The following is a 19,505-nucleotide window of genomic DNA, read 5'->3' on the forward strand; positions in this document are numbered from 1 at the left end:
CCCGGCCGCCTTCAGCCGCCTTCTAGCGCCGCTCGCAGCCGCTCAGGGTCGGTGGTCGGGGCGTCACAGGTGAAGTTCCGGCAGACGTACGCGGCCGCCGCACCGCCGACCAGCGGCCGGTCCGCGAGCAGCGGGAACTCGTCACTGCCCACGGCCCCCACCGCCACGACCGCGCCGGGCGCGGTGCCGAGCAGCGCGGTGCGGTGCAGGGCGGCCGTGGCCGCGTCCGACGCGTCCGGCCCGACGACCGCGACCTCGCGCGGCCCGTCGAGCAGCGCCTCGGCGACGGCGAGCCCCCAGCCGACGAACCGCGGCACCCGCGGCCCGAGCGTCCTGACGACACCCAACGCCCGCTCCGCGGCGGTGCGATGGGGCTCGGAGCCGGTGTGCGCGGCAAAGCCCAGCAGGGCGCCCGCGGCGGCGGTCCAGCCGGAGGGGGCGGCGTTGTCGGTCGGGTCCTGGGGCCTGCGGATGAGCTGCTCGGCGTCCGACGCGGTGTCGTACAGGGCGCCGTTCTCCGGGTCGGTGAAGCGGGCCAGGACCTGGTCGAGCAGCAAGCCGGCGAAGTCCAGCCAGACGCCCTCGCCGGTCACGGACGCGAGGGCGAGGAACCCTTCGGCGACGTCCCCGTAGTCCTCCAGCACACCCGCGTTGGCACCGGCCCGGCCGTCCCGGCTGGTGCGGGTGAGGCGGGCGTGGTCGTCCAGGTGCAGTCGTACGAGGAGATCCGCGGCGCCGACGGCGGCCTCGACCAGGTCGGGGCGGTCGAAGTAGGCGCCGGTCTCGGCGAGCGCGGCGACGGCGAGGCCGTTCCAGGCGGCGACGACCTTGTCGTCCCGGCCGGGGGCGGGGCGCCCGGCGCGCGCCGCGAGCAGCCGCCGCTTCACGGACGCGATCTTCTCCGCGTCGAACACGCCTTCCTGCTGCGGGAGTTGCAGAACGGACTGCCCGTGCTCGAAGGTGCCCTCCGCGGTGACGCCGAAGTACTGGGCGGCCAGGTCCGCGTCGTCGCCGAGGACCTCGCGCAGCTGCGCGGGGGTCCAGACGTAGTACGCGCCCTCGACGTGCCTACCGGTCCCGTCGTCGCTGTCGGCGTCGAGGGCGGAGGCGAACCCGCCCTCGCCGGTGCGCAGCTCGCGGACCATGAAGTCGGCGGTCTCCAGGGCGACCCGGCGGGCGAGCTCCGATCCGGTGGCCCGCCACAGGTGGGCGTACGCCCGGCACAGCAGGGCATTGTCGTAGAGCATCTTCTCGAAGTGCGGCACGACCCAGTCGCGGTCGACGGAATAGCGGGCGAAGCCGCCGCCGAGCTGGTCGTAGAGGCCGCCGCGGGCCATGCGCTCGCAGGTGTCCGCGGCCATCTGGAGCGCGCCGTCGGCACCGGTGCGGGCGTGGTGGCGCAGCAGGAACTCGATGACCATGGACGGCGGGAACTTGGGGGCGCCGCCGAACCCGCCGCGCTGCGGGTCGTACTCACGGGTGAGGCCGAGCAGGGCCTGGGCGAGTTCCTGCTCGCCGGGCGGCCGGGAGCCCTGGTGGCTGATCTCGCGCTGGGCGAGGTCACGGACGATCTTCCCGGCGACCTCGGCGACCTCGTCCCGCCGGTCGGCCCAGGCGCTCCGCACGCCTTCCAGCACCTGCCGGAAGGAGGGCATGCCGTGCCGCGGGGCGGGCGGGAAGTAGGTCCCGAAGTAGAAGGGTTCGGCGTCGGGGGTGAGGAAGACGGTCATGGGCCAGCCGCCCTGCCCGGTGGCGGCCTGCACGGCCTCCATGTAGACGGCATCCACATCGGGCCGCTCCTCACGATCGACCTTGACGCTGACGAAGTGCTCGTTCAGGAAGTCGGCGGTGGCCCGGTCCTCGAAGGATTCGTGAGCCATCACATGACACCAGTGGCAAGAGCTGTACCCGACGCTCAGCAGGACGGGTCTGTTGGCGGTCCGCGCCGCTTCGAAGGCCTCGGCCGACCAGGGCCACCAGTCGACGGGGTTGTCGGCGTGCTGGAGCAGGTACGGGGACGTCTCATGGGCCAGTCGGTTCACTCTCCCACTCTCCCACGGCGTCCGGGGCCGCGTAGAGGCGCACGTCGACGCGGCGGGCGCCCTCGGGGACGGCGTTGTCGGGGTGGCCGTAGCGGTTCAGGAGGTCCTGGTAGGCGCGGACGAAGGCGTGGAGGTCGTCCTTGGTCATCCAGGTGCCGGTGCGCTGGACCTGGGCCCAGCCGTCCGGGCCCCGGTACTCCTGGTGGGCGCGGCGGAACAGCCGGGTGTCCAGCTCGATCTTCAGCAGGGCGAGTTGTTCGGCCGCGGCGTACTCCTCGTGCGTCATGGCCGCCGGGTCGGGCGTGATGTGGCTGAAGGGCAGGTTCCGCCACCAGCGCTCGCGGCCCGCCGACTTCTCCGGGATCTCCTCGATGAGCCGCTGCTCGGCGAGTTTGCGCAGGTGGTAGCTGGTGGTGCCGGAACTCTCGCCGAGTTCGCGGGCGAGCACGGTGGAGTTGGCCTCACCGTGCCGGCCGAGGTAGTCGAGGATGCGGCGGCGCAGCGGGTTGCCGAGGGACTTGTAGAGGGCGGTGCGCTCCAGGCTGGTCAGCCCGGGCGTCTCGGGCGTGCCGTCGGTCATGCGGTCACGGTAACCCTGAGAACCCTGAGCCGTCCCCGATGTCTGCCGAATTTTCTTTGCAGAGCTTTCTCTGCGGTCTAGCGTGGGGGCATGCGGAATGGTCCGCCACGGGCGGGACAACCGATTGACGGAACAGGGCGGGGGGGCGATCGCGTTGGCAGAGGTGACTACGACGAGGGCGCGGCTGATGAAACGGACGAAGCGGTGGGCACTGATCCTGCTCGGCTCCTCCGCCGTGCTGCTCGTGCCGTGGATGGTGGTGCTGGCCGTGACGTTGCCGGCCAGTACCGAGGTGCACCACTGGTCACTGGCGTGGATCGGTCTCGACGTGCTGATGGCGGCCGGCTGCGCGGCGACGGCGGTGCTGGGGCTGCGCGGTGACGCGCGGGCCCGCCTCACCGCCTCGGCGACGGCGTCGGTGGCCGTCCTGGACGCGTGGTTCGACATAACGACGTCGCCGGTGGGCCGGGCGCTGGTGGAGGCACTCGCGAGCGCGGTGGCGGAGGCGGGTCTGGCCGTGGCGTGCGTGTTCCTCGCGTTGTCCAGGGGGCGGGGGAGCGAACCCGTCGTCCGGGGCTGACGGGCCCCGGACGATCCGGCCCTCTCGCAACTTCGCCTTCCCCGAAGGACACTCGTAGGCAACGGAGTTGCCGCAGGAGGGGGACGGGACATGCGGGACGCCCACCGGGCGGAGGCCGACCGGCTGCTGGTACGGGCCGTGGAGGAGGAGGTCCGCCGCTCAGGCGGCCGCGTCGACGGGCAGCTGCTCCTGTCCCGCGCACGCGCCGGCCTGGAGACCATGGCGCAGTCGGCCGCCGAGGAGTACGCCTCGTACACCGACGCGCTGGACGAGACGGAGGCGGGCCGGCAGAGCTTCGGCCAGCGCTACGCGCGCGAGGGCGGCGGAACTCCCCTGCTGGTCGCGGCCGTCGCGGCGGTCGCCGCCACCGTCGCGGACCTCTCCCTGGGCACCGGGGCGGGTACGGCGTTCGGCGCGGGCGTGGTCGTCGGGGTGGTCGGCGCCGCCGCCACCGTCGTCAAGGTCGCCGGTTCCCATCTGCCGGCCGCCCACCACCGCGCGGGTGCGGCCGGGCAGCCCGGGGGGACCGAGCAGTTGCGGCTGCAGTGGCTGACCGCGCTGGAGGTGCGCGGCATCCGTCCGTTCCTCGACCAGCAGCGGGTGCTCAGTGCCGCCACGGGACCGAAGAAGCAGGGTCCGGGGCTGCGCGGCACGGACAAGAGCGCGGCGGCCCGCAGGCGAACGGTGTTGCAGCAGTCGTTCGATCAGCTCCCGGCCCCGGCGGGGCCGTTCGCCGGCCGGCAGCAGGAGCTGGCGCGGATCCGGCAGTGGGCGCAGGCCGCGCGGGCCGCCACGGAGACCCGTCCGACGGTCGTCGTCCTGCACGGTGAGCCCGGCTCCGGCCGTACGGCGCTCGCGGTGCGGGCCACCCACGAGTTGAAGGATCTCTTCCGGGGGGCGGTGGTGGTGGATCTGCGCGGGGGCAGCGGGGACGAGCCGCCGCTGTCCACCAGGGACGCCCTGCTGCATCTGCTCAACCGGCTGGGCGCGCCGCGCGAGCAGTTGCTGTTCCGTGAGCGTTCCTCACCGGACCAGCAGGTCAAGCGGTTGGGCGAGTTGTACCACCAGCACCTCGCGGGTCTGCCGGTGACGATCGTGCTGGACGACGCCTGCGATGCCGAGCAGGTGCGCACGCTGGTCCCGGAGCGTTCCGACAGCCTGGTCCTGGTGACCGCCCGGGAGCAGCTGGACCTGCCGGCCGATCTGCCGGCCTGGGTGCACCGGTTGCCGGTGACCGCGCTGGACGCGGCGGGCGCGGAGGAGTTGCTCGACGCGGCGGCGCAGGACGCGGCGGGGCCGTACGACGCGCAGTCGGCGGAGCGGATCCGGGAGTTGTGCGGCGGGTTGCCGCTGGCGCTGCGGATCGCGGGCTCGTCGCTGGGGTCTGGGGCGCCGCCGGGGTCGCGTTCACCGGCCCGGCTGGCCGCGGATCTCGGCGCGTACGGGCCGGTGGGACCGGTGGAGCGGGCGTTGTGGCTGCGTTACACGGACCAGTCGGAGACGGGGCGCCGGCTGCTGAGGCGGCTGGCGCTGGCGGGCCGGGCCTCGCTCGGCGCGGCGGCCGCGGCCGCTCTGCTGGCCACGGACGAGGCGGAGGCGACCCGTCAGCTGGTGGCGCTGGCGGGGGCCGGTCTGATCGACCATGTCCGCGGCAGCCGCTACCGGCTGCACGACCTGGTCCGCTCGTTCGCGCAGGCCCGTCTCGTGGACGAGGAGGAGCCGGCCGACCGTACGGCCGCGCAGGAGCGGCTGATCGTGAACTACGCGGAGCTCGCGGACTCCGTGCTGCGTCTGGTCGACGGCAACATGTCGACGCGTTCGGACCGGTTCAGCCCGCACGGCTTCACCTCGCTCGACGAGGCGCTGCGCTGGCTGGACGACGAGTCGAGTTTCATCACGGCGGCGCTCCGGCACGCCGAGGGGGTGGACCAGGGGGCCGTGCAGAACCTGCTGGGCGCCCTGTGCGACTACTGCCTGCTGCGGGGCGACCTGTACCGGCTGGGCGAGATCAGTGAGCTGGCGCAGAGCGTGGACCAGGGGCTGATGGTCCGTTCCGTGCAGTGGCGCACGGGTATCGCGGCCCGTCAGCTGGGCGAGCTGGACAAGGCCCGCACCACCCTCGCCTCGGTCGTCGACCTCTACCGGGAGGCGCACCACGACGCCGGCGCGGCCCGCGCGCTGTGTTCGCTCGGGATCACCCTGCACCACCAGGGCCAGCTGACCGAGGCGGCGGCCAGGCTCCAGGAGGCGCTGGACCTCCAGGCCGCCCCCGAGCTGGCCACCGACCGGGCCTGGACGATGCACGCGCTGGCGGCGGTGCAGCGCGACCGGGCCCGGCTGCCGGAGTCCCTGGACCTGCTCACCCGTTCGCTGGTCCTGCACCGCGAGGGCGGTTCGGTGCACGGCGAGGCGTGGGCGCACTTCCAGCTGGGGCAGCTGGCGCTGCGGCTGGGGGACGTGCCGCGGGCGGAGCGGGAGCTGGGGGCGGCGCTGGACCGTTACGGCCGTACCCGGGACGCCCGTGGTGAGGCCTGGGCGCTGACCCAGCTGGCGCGGGCCCGGCTGGTGGCCGGTGACACGTCCCCGGCGGTGGACGGGCTGCGCGCGGCCGCGGACCGGCACCGGGACAACGAGGACGCGCGGGGTGAGGCGTGGACCGTGTACTACCTGGGCCAGGCTCTGGAGGAGGCGGGCGACCTGGACCGGGCGGTGCGTGAGCTGGAGCGCTCGCGGACGATGTTCTCCCGGATGCGGGACGTGTACGGCCTGGCCTGTGCCCGGCACCACTCGGCCCGGGTCACCCGTGACCAGCGGGCCGCGCAGACCGGCTCGCTGCGCAACTCCGGCTTCGCCCGGCAGCTGCTCGTCGACGCCCGCGCCGACTTCCAGCGGATCGGCGTCGCCCACGGCGAGGCGTGGACCTGTCTGGAGCTGGCCGTCGTGGACGCCGGCAACGCCCGCGCCGGGCAGGCGCTGGACCTGTGCGACGAGGCGGTCGCCCTGTTCGCGTCGTACGGCGACCGCCGTGGCGAGGACTGGGCGCGTTTCTTGCGCTGCACCCTGCTCCCCTACGCGGCGCCCGGCGGGACCGAGGTCGGGACCGCGGTCGCCCAGGAGGACCTGGCGCAGCTCGCCCGTGCCGGGCATCCGCTGCGCGACGAGAAGCTGACGGGGTACGTCACGGCGTACGGGCTGCTTCTGGAACGTGGCGTGAGCCTGGAGTCCGGCTGGCAGGCCTGGCGGCTGGGCATGGTGCCCGGCCGGCACGCCCGTGAGGTGATGGGGGTGCCGGTGCCGGGTGCGGGGTGACGCGGGTCAGCCCTTGGTGTCGGTCGCGGAGGTCCCCGTGTCGGCCCCGGCCGCCGGGGACTCCCTGGGTTCCTTGAAGTCGACCTTCTGCATGTGCTTGTTCATGGACTTCATCAGGCCCCAGACCGCCAGGGCCATCACCGCGAAGACGATGAAGCCGAGGACGCCGGGGGTGACCTTGTTCTCGTCGACCTCCTTGGCGAGGGGGACGAGGTGCGTCAGTGCCAGGCTTGCGCTCATGTCAGGCATTGTCGCGGATGCCCGCAAAGAGGTCGTCCTCGGGGAGGGAGGTGTCGACGAGGGACTTCGCGAGCTCGTACTCCTCGGTCGGCCAGACCTCCTTCTGGAGGTCCAGCGGCACCTTGAACCAGCCGCCGTCCGGGTCGATCTGGGTGGCGTGTGCGATCAGCGCCTTGTCGCGGATCTCGAAGAAGTCCGCGCACGGGACGTGCGTGGTCAGGGTGCGCTCGGCGCGCTCGAACTCGCTCCACCGCTTGAGCCAGTCCCCGTACGGGGACTCCATGCCGCGCTCCAGGAGGGCGTTGTGCAGCGCCTCGGTGCGGGGGCGGTTGAAGCCCTGGTTGTAGTAGAGCTTCAGCGGCTGGTACACGGGGCCGTACTCGGCCTCGGGGTACTTCTCGGCGTCGGCCGCGCCCTCGAAGGCCACCATGGAGATCTTGTGGGTCATGATGTGGTCGGGGTGCGGGTAGCCGCCGTTCTCGTCGTAGGTGGTGATCACCTGCGGACGGAAGGCGCGGATCTTGCGGACCAGCTCGCCGGCCGCCTTGTCGACGTCCTCCAGGGCGAAGCAGCCCTCGGGCAGCGGCGGCAGCGGGTCGCCCTCGGGCAGGCCGGAGTCGACGAAGCCGAGCCACTCCTGCTTGACGCCGAGGATCTCGCGGGCCTCGTCCATCTCCTTCTTGCGTACCTCGTGGATGTGCTCCTCGATGTACTTGTCGCCCTGCAGCTTGGGGTTGAGGATGGAGCCGCGCTCCCCGCCCGTGCAGGTCACGACCAGCACGTCCACCCCCTCGGACACGTACTTCGCCATGGTCGCCGCGCCCTTGCTCGACTCGTCGTCGGGGTGGGCGTGGACGGCCATCAGTCGCAGCTGGTCAGTCAAGACTCAATCCTCAGTAAGTCGGCGCCCCGGTAGCTCGGGGGCATTCGGCGGCTTCTATAGTGACCGAATCGGGGGGCGAATAATTCCGGGGTCCGGCTCTTGCCGGATCCGGGGGTGGTTCCGGCCAGGAGGACGATCATGAGTACCGCGAGCACGCGGCTGCCCGAGGGCCGCTACGGCCGCTCCTCGGACGCGCGCGCCGACCGCAAGCTCAAGGTCGCCGGCGCGGTCCTGGGCGCCCTGCTGCTGGTCCTCGTCGGCTACCTGGCCTACCACTACGTCGTGCAGAACAAGATCAGCGCCCAGGTCGTCACCTTCGACGCCTCCGCCGACGCGGTCAAGGTGCATCTGGAGGTCCACAAGGACGCCGGTGCCTCCGGGTACTGCACGCTGCGCTCCCAGGCGGCGGACGGCTCCGAGGTGGGCCGGGCGGACTTCCGTTTCACCGGTTCGGCGACCCAGATCGACCGGATCGTCACGCTCCGTACCACGGCCCGGGGGACCACGGCAGAGCTGCTGGGCTGCCACGCCGACTGAGTTCAGCCGGAATACGTAGGCGCTGACCTGCGTTGACGTGATTCTGGTGGCTTATGTCCTCCCCCTTTCGCCGTTGAATTGTTAGGCTCGTGGTTTCGCCCTTCCATGAAGGAACATGCTTCCGGGTAGGGCGATGCTTTGTATTTCCCAGTACCGACGAGGAGCACCTGTGACCCAGACCAGCGAGAACGTCACCTGGCTGACCCAGGAGGCGTACAACCAGCTCAAGGCCGAGCTGGAGTACCTGTCTGGTCCTGCGCGCACGGAGATCGCCGCCAAGATCGCGGCCGCGCGCGAGGAGGGCGACCTGCGCGAGAACGGCGGGTACCACGCGGCCAAGGAGGAGCAGGGCAAGCAGGAGCTCCGTGTGCGCCAGCTGACCCAGCTCCTCGAGAACGCCAAGGTCGGCGAGGCGCCGGCGTCCGCGGACGGCGCCGTCGCGCCCGGCATGGTGGTGACCATCGCCTTCGACGGCGACGAGGACGACACCATGACGTTCCTCCTGGCGTCGCGCGAGTACGCGAGTGCCGACGTCGAGACGTACTCCCCGCAGTCCCCCCTGGGCACCGGTGTCATCGGCCACAAGGTGGGCGAGGACGCGGAGTACGAGCTGCCGAACGGCAAGAAGGCCTCGGTGAGGATCCTGAAGGCGGAGCCCTACTCGGGCTGACGCACACCGACGAGGCCCCCGGCGTCCACGCGACGCCGGGGGCCTCGTCGTGATCCGGGTCATGCTCAGTCCATGACCGTGTAACCGGCCTCACGCAGGGCCCGGCCGACCTCGGCGCAGTGCGCGGGCCCCTTGGTCTCCAGGTGCAGCTCCACCTCCGCCTCGGACAGCCCCAGCCGGGGATCGGTCCGGACGTGGCTCACGTCGAGGACGTTGGCGTCGGCCGCCGACAGCACGCCGAGCAGCGTGGCGAGGGCCCCGGGCCGGTCCGTCAGCCGCAGTCGTACGGCCAGGTAGCGGCCCTGCGCGGACATGCCGTGCCGCAGCACCCGCTGCAGCAGCACCGGGTCGACATTGCCCCCGGACAGCACCGCGACGACCGGTCCCGCGAAGGAACCCGGCTCGGCCAGCAGCGCGGCCACCGGACTGGCGCCGGCCGGCTCCACGACCAGCTTGGCCCGCTCCAGGCACAGCAGCAGCGCGGCGGAGAGCTGGTCCTCACCGACCGTACGGACCTCGTCGACCAGGTCCCTGACGATCGCGAACGGCACGTCGCCGGGCCGCCCGACCTTGATGCCGTCGGCCATCGTCGCCGGGTTCGCCACCGTCACCGGGTGCCCGGCCGCCAGTGAGGGCGGGTACGCGGCCGCGGCCGCCGCCTGCACGCCGACGATCCGCACGTCCGGCCTGATGGACTTCACCGCGACGGCGATCCCGGCCGCGAGCCCGCCACCGCCGACCCCGACGACGATCGTGCCGACCTCCGGGCACTGGTCCAGGATCTCCAGGCCGACCGTGCCCTGACCGGCGATGATGTCGGGGTGGTCGAAGGGGTGGATGAACACCGCGCCGGTCTCGGCCGCGTACTCCTGGGCGGCGGCCAGCGTCTCGTCGACCACCTGCCCGTGCAGCCGTACCTCGGCGCCGTAGTGCCGGGTCGCGCTGATCTTGGGCAGCGGGGCGCCGACCGGCATGAACACCGTGGAGTGCACGCCGAGCAGCGACGAGGCCAGCGCCACGCCCTGCGCGTGGTTCCCGGCGCTGGCGGCCACCACCCCGGCGGCGCGCTCCTCGGGCAGCAGGCCGGCGATGCGGACGTAGGCGCCGCGCAGCTTGAACGAACCCGTCCGCTGCAGGTTCTCGCACTTGAGGTGCACCGGTGACCCGACCAGCTGGGACAGGTGCCTGCTGCCCTCCATCGCGGTCGCCCGCGCGACCCCCGTGAGCATCTTCTGGGCGCCGCGCACGTCGTCGAGGGTGACGGGGCGCAAGGAGTCAGCCGTGCCGTAGCTCATGACTCGAGTCTCGCAGTTCACCGGTCGAAGGGGCGGGTGTGACCAAGCTCCGAGACCGGTTCGGTCAGCGCCGGTACGGCTCGCCCCCCGTCCGCGTACTCTGTCCCCCACACTCCAGCACTCTTCATGAAGTGAGCCCCCGGCCATGCCCACAACACCTGAAATGTCGATGGACATGACGACCGTCGGTGATACCGGTCTCCTCGACACGCTGCAGCACGAGGTGGCGGTGTTCGCCCGCCGTGCCGAACAGACCCGGCTCGGCGGCGTCGGGCAGGTGCGCAACTCCATGGACCGCGCCGCGTACCTGCTGCTCAACCGCCTCGACAGGGAAGGCCCCATGGGCGTCAAGGCGCTCGCCGCGAGCATGGGGATCGACTCCTCGACGGTCACCCGGCAGGTGGCTCCGCTGGTCGACACCGGGCTCGTCAAGCGCACCTCGCACCCCGAGGACGGGCGGGCCGTGGTGCTGCAGCTGTCCCCGCGCGGGCTGTCCCGGCTGGACGAAGTGCGTTCGTCGCGGCGCCAGTTGATGGCGGAGCTGACGAAGGACTGGGCGCCGGAGGAACGCGAGACGTTCTGCGCCCTGCTGACCCGCTTCAACAGCGCCCTGTCCGCCCGCATGTCCGTGACACCGGTCCCGGACACCCCGCCGACCTCCTGACCCCACCGGGCCCACCCCTGGACCGGGCCGGGCCCACCCCGCAGCCCGCCCCGGTTCCCGGAACATCCGCCGGGCGTGCGTGGTGCGCGGCTCTTGACCGTGGGTACGGCTCTGGCCTCATATGAGACCGGGTCCCGTCGCACCCCTGTCCGGGGCCCCGCAGAGGGGGAGGCACGGTGCGTGATCGGCAGGCGTCCCAGGACGCCGGCCGGGCCCGGGAGTTCGAGGCGTTCGTCGCGGGCGCGGCCGGACGGCTGCTGCATGCCGCGACCCTGCTGACCGCCGAGGCCCCGGACGCCAACCCGCGCGCGCGGCGCCTGCTGACCCTCGCGCTCGCGCACACGTACGCCTGCTGGGACCGGCTGCGCGGCGACGACCCCTACGACCGGGCCCGTCAGCACCTCGCGCTGCGCTTCGCGCACTCCGCCTGGCACCAGCACGGGGGCCCGCTGAGCCGCGCCCGCCCGCACCCCGGCAGTACCCTGGCCGCCCTCGCCCCGCAGGAACGCCTGGTCCTGGTGCTGCGGCTGTACGAGGGGGTCGCCGAGGAGCAGACGGCGGCACTGCTCGGCCTGCCCGCGGACCGCGTGCGCGTCCTGTGCGACCGGGCGACGACCACCCTGCTGCGCCCGCCGGGCAAGACCGCGCACACGGTCCTCGGGGCGAAGGTGGCACCCTCGTGAACCGTGTCGAACGCGAGGCGGCGGCCCGCAGGCTCATGGAGCAGACGCCGCCATCGGTGCCGCCCGACCTCTACGGGGAGGTGCTGCGCCGGGGCGGCCGCCTGCTGCGGCGCAGGCGCGGCGCCCGCCGGCTGCTGTGGCTGCTGCTGTGCGCGGCGGCGGTGGCGTTCACCGTGTGGGCGGCCACCGTCCACCCGTGGGCGCAGCCGCCGTCCACGACGACTCCGCCCGTCACCGGCTGGTGACCGCTCAGCCGAGCGCCTGCTGAAGGTCTTCCAGCAGGTCGTCGACGTTCTCGATGCCCACGGAGAGCCGCACCAGGTCGGCGGGGACCTCCAGGGCGGAACCGGCCACCGAGGCGTGCGTCATCCGCCCGGGGTGCTCGATCAGCGACTCGACACCGCCCAGGGACTCGCCGAGGGTGAAGACCTTGGCACGGTCGCAGACCTTGACGGCCGCCTCCTCGCCGCCCTCGACCTGGAAGGACACCATGCCGCCGAAGGCCTTCATCTGCTTGGCGGCGGTCTCGTGCCCCGGGTGCTCGGGCAGCCCCGGGTAGAGGACGCGCGTCACGCGCGCGTGCCGGCTCAGCATGTCGGCGATCCTGGTGGCGTTCTCGCTGTGCCGGTCCATGCGCACCGCGAGCGTCTTGGTGCCGCGCAGCACCAGCCAGGAGTCGAACGGCCCGGCGACCGCGCCCATCGCGTTCTGGTGGTACGCCAGCTCCTCGCCCAGGGTCTGGTCCGACACGATCAGCGCGCCGCCGACCACGTCCGAGTGACCGCCCATGTACTTCGTCAGGGAGTGCACGACGACGTCCGCGCCGAGCGAGAGCGGCTGCTGGAGGTAGGGCGTGGCGAAGGTGTTGTCGACGACGAGCCGGGCGCCCGCGTCGTGCGCGACCTGGGCGACGGCGGCGATGTCGGTGATGCCGAGCAGCGGGTTGGAGGGGGTCTCCACCCAGACCGCCTTGGTCTTCGGGGTGATCGCGGCCCGCACGGCGGCCGGGTCGCTGGTGTCGGCGACGGACCACTCCACGCCCCACCGGGAGACGACCTTCGCGAACAGCCGGAACGTGCCGCCGTAGGCGTCGTTCGGGATGACCACGTGGTCGCCGGGGCTGAGCAGCGTGCGCAGCAGGGCGTCCTCGGCCGCCAGACCGGACGCGAACGCGAGCCCGCGGCGCCCGCCCTCCAGCGCGGCGAGGTTCTCCTCCAGGGCGGTCCTGGTGGGGTTGGCGCTACGGCTGTACTCGTACCCCCCGCGCAGGCCGCCGACGCCGTCCTGCTTGTAGGTCGAGACCTGGTAGATCGGTGGTACGACCGCACCGGTGAGGGGGTCCGCCGTGTTGCCCGCGTGGATGGCGAGTGTCTCGAAGTGCTGACTGATGTGCCTGTCGCTCATGGGTCATGAGCCTAGTGCTCCCGCGCGCCGCACGCGTTGTCCACAGGCCGCGGCACGGGTTGGCCAATTGTCGGCCCCGTCTGGTTCGCTTGACGCATGGCGATTCTCTGGGCCCTGATGGCGGCGCTCCTGCTGAGCTTCGTGCTGCTCCCCGTCCTGCGGCGGCGGCGCGGCATGATCGAGCGGGTCCACCCGAGCCACCCGGACGCCGCCGACCCGGCGGCCTACGGCTTCGTGCGCGAGGAGGACCTGGACGTCCGTATGCCGGGTCCCGACCAGGACCTGCTCGACGTCCTCGACGTCGTGCAGCGCACCCGGGACCACCGAGCCGCCGCACAGCTGCTCGCGGGCACGGAGATCGACGGCGAGGTGCGCTGGCAGCGCGTCCAGGCCTTCGCCGGCGCGGCGGCACTGGAGCTCAAGGAGCGGCCCGGCGGCATCCACGAGACACCGGGTGGGCAGTGGCTGCGGGTGTGGCGGGCCGAGCAGCCCAAGGACGCGGGCGGCGCCGCCGTGCACGCCGAGTTCCTGGTGCAGCAGGCGTGGCGGACGTCGACTCCGGGCACCGACGACTTCCGGATCATCATGGAGGAGGCCAGGGACGCCTGCGGGCAGGCGGCGCTGCTGTCCCCCGGTGACCCGGTGCCGTACGTCATCGAGCTGTCGGTGGCCCGCGGGCTGAACTACTCGCAGGCCGAGTTCGAGAAGCTGTGGCTGAAGATCCTGGACCGCGCGCCCGCGCACATGGGGGCGCACCTGGCGGCGCTGCACTACTGGTGCGAGAAGTGGCACGGTTCCCGCGAGCTGGCGTACTCCTTCGCCGAGGCCGCCGCCGCCCGTGCCCCGCGGGGCTCGCTGCTGGCCGCGCTGCCGCTGTTCGCCGTCTTCGAGCACCTGCCCGAGGTCAACCTGGTGGCGAGCTTCTACCAGAGCGAGGTCGTCACCAAGGCGGTGCACGGCGCCCTGCACGCCGCGCACGCCGCCCGGCAGGACGACCCCATGCTCGCCCATGTCCGGCACCTGCTGGTCTTCTTCCTGGTGCGCTCCGAGCGCTGGTCGGAAGCCATGGACGAGTTGATACGCGTCGACGGGCACGTGGGGGCCCTGCCGTGGACGCTGTCGGCGGACCCGGCCGCCGAGTTCGCCCTCTACCGCGCGCTGGCGGTGGCGGGCTACGAGGCGAACGGCGGGAGCCCGGCGACGTTGCGGAGCTGAGGGCCACCGACGTGCCGTGAGGCACCCCCTGGGGAACAATGGGACCCCCGCGCCGGGTGAGGTGGTGCCGATGCCCGCTTGGCATCTGCGTGACTATCACGACGACGATCTCGACCAGGCCATCCAGATCTGGGACCAGAGCCGCCAGGCCGACGAGCAGCGGGTGTTCCCGGTCTCCGAGGTGATGGCCGCGGCCAAGGCCGGTCAGACGGCGGTGGTCGCGGTGGTCGGTGACCAACTGGTGGGCATGGCCGTGGCGCAGGCCCACGCCAAGCGGGGCTGGATCCTGCTGGTGGCGCTCGCCGCACGATGGCGCGAGCGCGGGATCGGCAGCGCTCTGCTCGCCGAGCTGGAGCGCCGCCTGCGGAGTCTGGGGGTGCGCCACGTCAGCGCCCTGCTGCCGGCCGGAGCCGCCGGGACGAAGGCACTGGAGAACTCCGGCTACCGGTCCCGGACCGACCTGACCTACTACGAGAAGCTGGAACCGCCCGGTGCCGCGGGCGCCGACGTCCTCGCGGCGGTGGGCGGCCGCATGCTGCCCGACGGGCTCTGGGACGCGATGGCCGGCATGGAACGGGAGAAGCAGATCGTCGAACGCCGGGTGGTGCTGCCGCTGACCGAACCGGCGCTGGCGGACCGCTACGGCGTCGCCCCGCCCAAGTCGATCATCCTGTTCGGTCCGCCCGGCACCGGAAAGACCAGTTTCGCCAAGGCGGTGGCCTCGCGGCTCGGCTGGCCGTTCGTGGAGCTCTTCCCGTCCCGGCTGGCGGCCGACACGGACGGGGGACTGGCCGTCGCGCTGCGGGAGGCCTTCGCGGACCTCGCGGAACTGGATTCCGTGCTGCTCTTCATCGACGAGGTGGAGGAGATCGCCGGGGCGCGCTCCGGGAAGGCGGTCGACCCCGGACACGGGGTGACCAACGAACTGCTCAAGCTCATCCCCGTCTTCCGCGAGCACGACGCGCGACTGCTGGCCTGCGCCACCAACTCGGTGCGCTCCCTGGACGCGGCGTTCCTGCGACCGGGCCGGTTCGACTACGTCATTCCCATCGGCCCGCCGGACCCCACCGCCCGCGCGGCGATCTGGGCCCGCTATCTCAGGGGCTCGGCCGATTCGGTGGACGTCGGCCGGCTGGTCGCGGCCAGCGAGCTGTTCACCCCCGCCGACATCGAGTACGCCGCCCGCAAGGGCGCCCAGGCGGCGTTCGAGTACGAGGTCGCGCACCGCCAGGGACGAGCGGCCACCACCGAGGACTACCTGACCGCCATCGGCGACACCCGGCCGACCCTCACCCCGCACACGATCGAGGAGTTCACCGAGGACATCGACGAGTACAGCCGCCTCTGACGCCCGCCGCGAGCGGCGTGCGCCTCACACCTCCCGGCGCGGTTCCCGGACGGCTTTCATGAGGTCCGCCAGGGCGGACCGGCTCTCGTCGTCGCGCCGGTCGTCGATCGCCGCGAGGGCGGTGGCGGCGGCCGTGCGGATCCCGTGGGGCAGCCCCTCGGCGGCCGTGAGGCGGTAGGCGGCGGTGCGGCGGGCCAGGCGCTCGGCCGCGTCCACCGCGTCGGGTCCCGACAGCGGGAAGACGGCGGCCCGGTACGCCGATATCCCGAGCAGCATCATGTCGGCGATCCCGTCGGCGTATCCGAGCGCGGCGGCCCTGCCCTGGCCCTCCCGAATGGTCGCGATCATGTGCCGACGGGACAGGACCGACCCCAGAGCGCCACCGCCCCCGAGGGAGAGGGCGCAGGTGACGGCCAGGAACGGCCCCTCCCACACGAAACCGGTGATACCGCCGAGGACCGCGAGCGCGACCGTCCACGCGGCCGCGGTCCGGGCACTGATCCGCTCCGGTGTGGTGTCCATGACGGAAGTGTCGCAGCCGGTCAGGACACCACGTGCGCGGGGTGGGTGCTCAGCCCTCCGCGCGGGCCGGCAGGCGCCAGCCGGGGCGGGGGAAGTGGCAGGTGTAGCCGTCCGGGTAACGCTCCAGGTAGTCCTGGTGCTCGGGCTCCGCCTCCCAGAACGGCCCCACCGGCTCGACCTCGGTGACGACCTTGCCGGGCCACAGCCCGGAGGCGTCCACGTCCGCGATCGTGTCCTCGGCGATCCGCTTCTGCTCGTCGTCCGTGTAGTAGATCGCCGAGCGGTAGCTGAGTCCGATGTCGTTGCCCTGGCGGTTCCTGGTGCTCGGGTCGTGGATCTGGAAGAAGAACTCCAGGATCGCGCGGTAGTCCGTCTGCTCGGGATCGAAGAGGATCTCGATGGCCTCCGCGTGCGTGCCGTGGTTCCGGTACGTCGCGTTCGGCACGTCACCCCCGGTGTAGCCGACCCGGGTCGCCGTCACGCCCGGGAGCCGGCGGATCAGGTCCTGCATCCCCCAGAAGCATCCGCCCGCCAGCACGGCCCTCTGCGTCTGCGCAGCCATCGCGGCCCCTCCAATTTCTCTCAGCTGGGTCAACCACCCCCCTCAACACTCGAGGGTTCCGGACGATTCCACCGTCCCGGCGGCGAAGGAAGCGCACCCCGCGCCGGGACGGGAAAAACAGGTTGCCCCGGTCCGGCCGAGGGTGCTGAATGGCGGGCATGGCCGACATCCAGGGCTCGTACGACGAACTGTTCGCCGCTGTGCCGGACCTGCTGTCCGGACTGCTGGACGCGGGGGACGCGGGAGGTGCCGTCGCGGTCTTCGTGGACGGGCAGGCCGTGGTGGACGTGTGGGGCGGGTTCGCCGACGGCGGGCGGGCCCGGCCGTGGGAACGGGACACGATCGTCAACGTGTACTCCGTGACCAAGACGATGACCGCGCTGTCCGCGCTCGTGCTGATCGACCGGGGCGAACTGGACCCGGACGCGCCGGTCGCCCGCCACTGGCCCGAGTTCGCCGCGGCCGGCAAGGAGAACGTGCTGGTACGGCATCTGCTGTCGCACACCGCCGGCCTGCCCGACTGGGAGGGACCGGTCGAGGAGCTGTACGACTGGGCGTCCGCCACGGCGCGGCTCGCCGGTCAGGCCCCGCAGTGGGAGCCGGGCACCGCGGCCGGGTACCACTCGCTCACCCAGGGGTTCCTGGTGGGTGAGGTGGTGCGCCGGATCACCGGGCGGAGCGTGGGTGAGTTCTTCGCCGCCGAGGTGGCGGGGCCGCTCGGTGCGGACTTCCACATCGGGCTGGGCGCGGAGCACGACCGGCGGGTCGCGCTCACCGTGCCGCCGCCGGGCCGGGACGAGGACTACACGGCCGGTTCGCCGGGCCGCGACGCGACGTCCCCCTCCGCCGCCACCGCGCTCCGCCTCCGGGACGGCAACAGCATCGCCTGGCGGCGGGCCCAGATCCCGGCGGCGAGCGGCTTCGGCAACGCCCGCTCGGTCGCCCTCGTCCAGTCCCTGCTCGCCTGCGGAGGAACCGTCGGCGGGGTGCGGGTGCTGTCCCCGGAGGGCTGCGAGCGGGCGCGCCGAGTGCAGTTCGAGGGTACGGACCGGGTCCTCGGCATGCCGTGCCGGTACGGCCTCGGCTACGGCCTGTTCGGCGACGCCCTGGGCTGGGGCGGCTGGGGCGGTGCCCTGGTCTGGGTGGACCCGGGCGAACGGCTGGCGATGGCCTACGTGACGAACCAGATGCGCGAACCCGCCGCCGACAATCGCGGCATCGAACTGGTCATGGCAGCGCAGGACGGCCTCAAGGGGCTGCGCGCCTGAGCTGCCGGGGGACTCAGCCGCCGCCGTAGGGCCTGGTGAGGATTTCCAGGCGGTGGCCGTTGGGGTCGTCGAAGTAGGTGCCGCGGCCGCCGTCGTTGGTGTTGATCTCGCCGGGACGGCTGTGGGACGGGTCAGCCCAGTAGTCGAGGCCGGCCTCGCGGATGCGGCTGAAGATCTCGTCGAAGTCGTCTTCGGAGACCAGGAAGGCGTAGTGCTGCGTCGGGATGCTCCCCGGCGCGTCCATGTAGTCGAGGGTGACGCCGTTCGGCAGGGTGACCGGGACGAACGGGCCGTAGTCCGGGCTGACGTGCAGTCCGAGGACGTCGGCGAGGAACCTGGCCGACGCGCGCTTGTCATGGGCAGCGACGATGGTGTGGTTCAGGTTCACGGTCATCGTGACACCTCCTCCTGTCCAACGTACTCCCGGCACCGTCGAGGCCCTTGCCTTCATGACTGACCGCCGACCAGGTGGCCCGGTCGGCGGTCGGGAGCGCTGACTCAGATGGTCGCCGTGTCGATCACGAAGCGGTAGCGGACGTCGCTGTTCACGACCCGCTCGTAGGCCTCGTTGATCTGGTCGGCGCGGATGAGCTCGATCTCGGCGCCCAGGTTGTGCTCGGCGCAGAAGTCGAGCATCTCCTGGGTCTCCGGGATACCGCCGATGCCGGAGCTGCTCAGGCTGCGGCGGTTGCCGAAGACGGAGGAGAGGAGGATCTGGACCGGCTCCTCCGGGATGCCCACGTTCACCATGGCGCCGTCGGTGCGCAGCAGCGACAGGTAGGCGTCGAAGTCCAGCGGCGCCGAGACGGTGTTGAGGATGATGTCGAAGGTGCCCTTGAGGTCCTCGAAGGTCTTCGGGTCGCTGGTCGCGTGGTAGTGCGTGGCGCCCAGCTTCAGGCCGTCGTCCTTCTTGCGGAGGGACTGGGAGAGCACGGTGACCTCGGCGCCGAGCGCGGCGGCGATCTTCACGCCCATGTGGCCCAGGCCGCCGAGACCGACGACCGCGACCTTCTTGCCGGGACCGGCGTTCCAGTGCTTCAGCGGGGAGTACGTGGTGATGCCGGCGCACAGGAGGGGGGCGGCGACGTCGAGCGCGAGGCCGTCGGGGATGCGGACGACGTAGTTCTCGTCGACGACGATCTTCTGCGAGTAACCGCCGTAGGTGGGCTGCCCGTCCTTGCCGACGCCGTTGTACGTGAAGGTGGGGCCGCCGCCGGTGCAGTACTGCTGGAGGCCGGCCTTGCAGTTGTCGCACTCGCGGCAGGAGTCGACCATGCAGCCGACGCCCACCCGGTCGCCCACCGCGTACTTGGTGACACCCGGGCCGACCTCGGAGACGACGCCCGCGATCTCGTGACCGGGCACCATCGGGAAGATCGCCGTACCCCAGCCCTCGCGGGCCTGGTGGATGTCGGAGTGGCAGATACCGGCGAACTCGACGTCGATGAGGACATCGAATTCACCGACCGCGCGCCGCTCGATCGTGGTCCGCTCCAGCGGAGCCTTGGCGGCGGGGGCGGCGTAAGCAGCAACAGTGGTCATGAGGGGGGTTCTCCTAAGGATGTCTTCGCGCCCGGGTGCCCTGTCACGTCCCAGGCACGCTGCCAGCCTCCACCACGCTACGTCCGTCACCCATCCCCCGCCTCTGCGTACGTCTGCCGTGCCTACCACTGGCGGGGTCAGGTTCCGGTGCGTACGTCCGT

20 protein-coding genes are annotated in these 19,505 nt (G+C 72.3%); 10 read left to right on the forward strand and 10 right to left on the reverse strand.

Translation table 11 applies throughout. The annotated features are described in order from the left end of the window. Window positions 1-11: 11 nt before the first annotated feature. Window positions 12-2,042 (reverse strand): thioredoxin domain-containing protein, encoded by a 2,031-nt coding sequence (locus tag ACZ3KP_RS09835; protein ID WP_467497888.1) that lies wholly within the window; start codon window positions 2,040-2,042, stop codon window positions 12-14. Then, a complete protein-coding gene (locus ACZ3KP_RS09840) occupies window positions 2,023-2,622 on the reverse strand; it encodes an ArsR/SmtB family transcription factor (protein WP_467497890.1) in 600 nt (199 codons plus the stop codon). Before ACZ3KP_RS09840 ends, ACZ3KP_RS09835 begins: the two co-directional genes overlap by 20 nt. Window positions 2,623-2,809: 187 nt before the next feature. On the opposite strand from ACZ3KP_RS09840, the gene ACZ3KP_RS09845 reads away from it, so the two are divergent. Beyond that, on the forward strand, window positions 2,810-3,202 hold the full coding sequence (locus ACZ3KP_RS09845) for a hypothetical protein (protein WP_467497891.1): 393 nt from the start codon (window positions 2,810-2,812) through the stop codon (window positions 3,200-3,202). Window positions 3,203-3,292: 90 nt separating this feature from the next. Further along, entirely contained in the window at window positions 3,293-6,511 is a 3,219-nt protein-coding gene (locus ACZ3KP_RS09850) for a tetratricopeptide repeat protein (protein ID WP_467497893.1), read from the forward strand. A 6-nt stretch (window positions 6,512-6,517) separates the two neighbouring features. On the opposite strand, the gene ACZ3KP_RS09855 is transcribed toward ACZ3KP_RS09850, so the two are convergent. Continuing rightward, window positions 6,518-6,760 carry a hypothetical protein gene (locus ACZ3KP_RS09855; RefSeq protein WP_467497895.1) on the reverse strand — a complete coding sequence of 81 codons (243 nt, stop codon included), beginning with the start codon at window positions 6,758-6,760 and terminating at the stop codon, window positions 6,518-6,520. After that, window positions 6,753-7,634 (reverse strand): mycothiol conjugate amidase Mca, encoded by an 882-nt coding sequence (mca, locus tag ACZ3KP_RS09860; RefSeq protein WP_467497897.1) that lies wholly within the window; start codon window positions 7,632-7,634, stop codon window positions 6,753-6,755. The genes ACZ3KP_RS09855 and mca overlap by 8 nt, the downstream gene beginning before the upstream one ends. A gap of 138 nt (window positions 7,635-7,772) precedes the next feature. On the opposite strand from mca, the gene ACZ3KP_RS09865 reads away from it, so the two are divergent. Together ACZ3KP_RS09865 and greA are read left to right on the forward strand one after the other, a co-directional pair. Beyond that, entirely contained in the window at window positions 7,773-8,171 is a 399-nt protein-coding gene (locus tag ACZ3KP_RS09865) for a DUF4307 domain-containing protein (RefSeq protein ID WP_467497899.1), read from the forward strand. A gap of 169 nt (window positions 8,172-8,340) precedes the next feature. Continuing rightward, a complete protein-coding gene (gene greA, locus ACZ3KP_RS09870) occupies window positions 8,341-8,841 on the forward strand; it encodes a transcription elongation factor GreA (protein WP_132891242.1) in 501 nt (166 codons plus the stop codon). Between the two features lie 65 nt (window positions 8,842-8,906). Here the strand turns inward: greA and ilvA are convergent, their stop codons facing one another. Then, a complete protein-coding gene (gene ilvA / locus ACZ3KP_RS09875; RefSeq protein WP_467497901.1) occupies window positions 8,907-10,136 on the reverse strand; it encodes a threonine ammonia-lyase in 1,230 nt (409 codons plus the stop codon). A gap of 163 nt (window positions 10,137-10,299) precedes the next feature. Here ilvA and ACZ3KP_RS09880 point away from each other — a divergent pair, with 163 nt between their 5' ends. The 3 genes from ACZ3KP_RS09880 to ACZ3KP_RS09890 all read left to right on the forward strand — a co-directional run bounded on the left by ACZ3KP_RS09880 (window position 10,300) and on the right by ACZ3KP_RS09890 (window position 11,728). Next, window positions 10,300-10,800 (forward strand): MarR family winged helix-turn-helix transcriptional regulator, encoded by a 501-nt coding sequence (locus tag ACZ3KP_RS09880; RefSeq protein WP_467497903.1) that lies wholly within the window; start codon window positions 10,300-10,302, stop codon window positions 10,798-10,800. A 176-nt stretch (window positions 10,801-10,976) separates the two neighbouring features. Further along, window positions 10,977-11,483 carry a sigma factor-like helix-turn-helix DNA-binding protein gene (locus ACZ3KP_RS09885; protein WP_467497905.1) on the forward strand — a complete coding sequence of 169 codons (507 nt, stop codon included), beginning with the start codon at window positions 10,977-10,979 and terminating at the stop codon, window positions 11,481-11,483. After that, entirely contained in the window at window positions 11,480-11,728 is a 249-nt protein-coding gene (locus ACZ3KP_RS09890) for a hypothetical protein (protein ID WP_467497906.1), read from the forward strand. Before ACZ3KP_RS09885 ends, ACZ3KP_RS09890 begins: the two co-directional genes overlap by 4 nt. Before the next feature lie 4 nt (window positions 11,729-11,732). On the opposite strand, the gene ACZ3KP_RS09895 is transcribed toward ACZ3KP_RS09890, so the two are convergent. After that, window positions 11,733-12,887, reverse strand: coding sequence for a cystathionine gamma-synthase (locus ACZ3KP_RS09895; protein ID WP_358978594.1), 1,155 nt, complete (start codon window positions 12,885-12,887; stop codon window positions 11,733-11,735). A gap of 96 nt (window positions 12,888-12,983) precedes the next feature. Here ACZ3KP_RS09895 and ACZ3KP_RS09900 point away from each other — a divergent pair, with 96 nt between their 5' ends. Both ACZ3KP_RS09900 and ACZ3KP_RS09905 read left to right on the forward strand, forming a co-directional pair. After that, window positions 12,984-14,102 carry a hypothetical protein gene (locus tag ACZ3KP_RS09900; protein ID WP_467497909.1) on the forward strand — a complete coding sequence of 373 codons (1,119 nt, stop codon included), beginning with the start codon at window positions 12,984-12,986 and terminating at the stop codon, window positions 14,100-14,102. A gap of 70 nt (window positions 14,103-14,172) precedes the next feature. Continuing rightward, on the forward strand, window positions 14,173-15,450 hold the full coding sequence (locus tag ACZ3KP_RS09905; protein ID WP_467497911.1) for an ATP-binding protein: 1,278 nt from the start codon (window positions 14,173-14,175) through the stop codon (window positions 15,448-15,450). Window positions 15,451-15,474: 24 nt separating this feature from the next. Here ACZ3KP_RS09905 and ACZ3KP_RS09910 read toward each other — a convergent pair whose 3' ends face one another. Next, a complete protein-coding gene (locus tag ACZ3KP_RS09910) occupies window positions 15,475-15,972 on the reverse strand; it encodes a hypothetical protein (protein WP_467497913.1) in 498 nt (165 codons plus the stop codon). A 49-nt stretch (window positions 15,973-16,021) separates the two neighbouring features. Next, window positions 16,022-16,534, reverse strand: coding sequence for a peptide-methionine (S)-S-oxide reductase MsrA (gene msrA / locus ACZ3KP_RS09915; protein WP_358978602.1), 513 nt, complete (start codon window positions 16,532-16,534; stop codon window positions 16,022-16,024). Between the two features lie 158 nt (window positions 16,535-16,692). Here msrA and ACZ3KP_RS09920 point away from each other — a divergent pair, with 158 nt between their 5' ends. Beyond that, complete coding sequence (locus ACZ3KP_RS09920) at window positions 16,693-17,802, forward strand: serine hydrolase domain-containing protein (protein WP_467497915.1); 1,110 nt, start codon at window positions 16,693-16,695, stop codon at window positions 17,800-17,802. A 13-nt stretch (window positions 17,803-17,815) separates the two neighbouring features. Here the strand turns inward: ACZ3KP_RS09920 and ACZ3KP_RS09925 are convergent, their stop codons facing one another. Then, window positions 17,816-18,196, reverse strand: coding sequence for a VOC family protein (locus tag ACZ3KP_RS09925; RefSeq protein ID WP_467497917.1), 381 nt, complete (start codon window positions 18,194-18,196; stop codon window positions 17,816-17,818). Window positions 18,197-18,300: 104 nt separating this feature from the next. Then, window positions 18,301-19,344, reverse strand: a complete 1,044-nt coding sequence (locus ACZ3KP_RS09930) for an NAD(P)-dependent alcohol dehydrogenase (RefSeq protein WP_358978608.1) — start codon at window positions 19,342-19,344, stop codon at window positions 18,301-18,303. Window positions 19,345-19,505 lie beyond the last annotated feature (161 nt).

It is taken from the genome of Streptomyces sp. NPDC020958 (assembly GCF_055562175.1).

Bases quoted from the DNA above. Each gene is read 5' to 3' on its own strand.
- ACZ3KP_RS09925 (WP_467497917.1), bottom strand. From the start codon at position 18,196: ATGACCGTGAACCTGAACCACACCATCGTCGCTGCCCATGACAAGCGC.
- msrA (WP_358978602.1), bottom strand. From the start codon at position 16,534: ATGGCTGCGCAGACGCAGAGGGCCGTGCTGGCGGGCGGATGCTTCTGG.
- ACZ3KP_RS09850 (WP_467497893.1), top strand. From the start codon at position 3,293: ATGCGGGACGCCCACCGGGCGGAGGCCGACCGGCTGCTGGTACGGGCC.
- ACZ3KP_RS09845 (WP_467497891.1), top strand. From the start codon at position 2,810: ATGAAACGGACGAAGCGGTGGGCACTGATCCTGCTCGGCTCCTCCGCC.
- ACZ3KP_RS09900 (WP_467497909.1), top strand. From the start codon at position 12,984: ATGGCGATTCTCTGGGCCCTGATGGCGGCGCTCCTGCTGAGCTTCGTG.
- ACZ3KP_RS09880 (WP_467497903.1), top strand. From the start codon at position 10,300: ATGTCGATGGACATGACGACCGTCGGTGATACCGGTCTCCTCGACACG.
- ACZ3KP_RS09905 (WP_467497911.1), top strand. From the start codon at position 14,173: ATGCCCGCTTGGCATCTGCGTGACTATCACGACGACGATCTCGACCAG.
- ACZ3KP_RS09865 (WP_467497899.1), top strand. From the start codon at position 7,773: ATGAGTACCGCGAGCACGCGGCTGCCCGAGGGCCGCTACGGCCGCTCC.
- ACZ3KP_RS09895 (WP_358978594.1), bottom strand. From the start codon at position 12,887: ATGAGCGACAGGCACATCAGTCAGCACTTCGAGACACTCGCCATCCAC.
- ACZ3KP_RS09910 (WP_467497913.1), bottom strand. From the start codon at position 15,972: ATGGACACCACACCGGAGCGGATCAGTGCCCGGACCGCGGCCGCGTGG.
- ACZ3KP_RS09855 (WP_467497895.1), bottom strand. From the start codon at position 6,760: ATGCCTGACATGAGCGCAAGCCTGGCACTGACGCACCTCGTCCCCCTC.
- ACZ3KP_RS09920 (WP_467497915.1), top strand. From the start codon at position 16,693: ATGGCCGACATCCAGGGCTCGTACGACGAACTGTTCGCCGCTGTGCCG.
- ilvA (WP_467497901.1), bottom strand. From the start codon at position 10,136: ATGAGCTACGGCACGGCTGACTCCTTGCGCCCCGTCACCCTCGACGAC.
- ACZ3KP_RS09840 (WP_467497890.1), bottom strand. From the start codon at position 2,622: ATGACCGACGGCACGCCCGAGACGCCCGGGCTGACCAGCCTGGAGCGC.
- ACZ3KP_RS09930 (WP_358978608.1), bottom strand. From the start codon at position 19,344: ATGACCACTGTTGCTGCTTACGCCGCCCCCGCCGCCAAGGCTCCGCTG.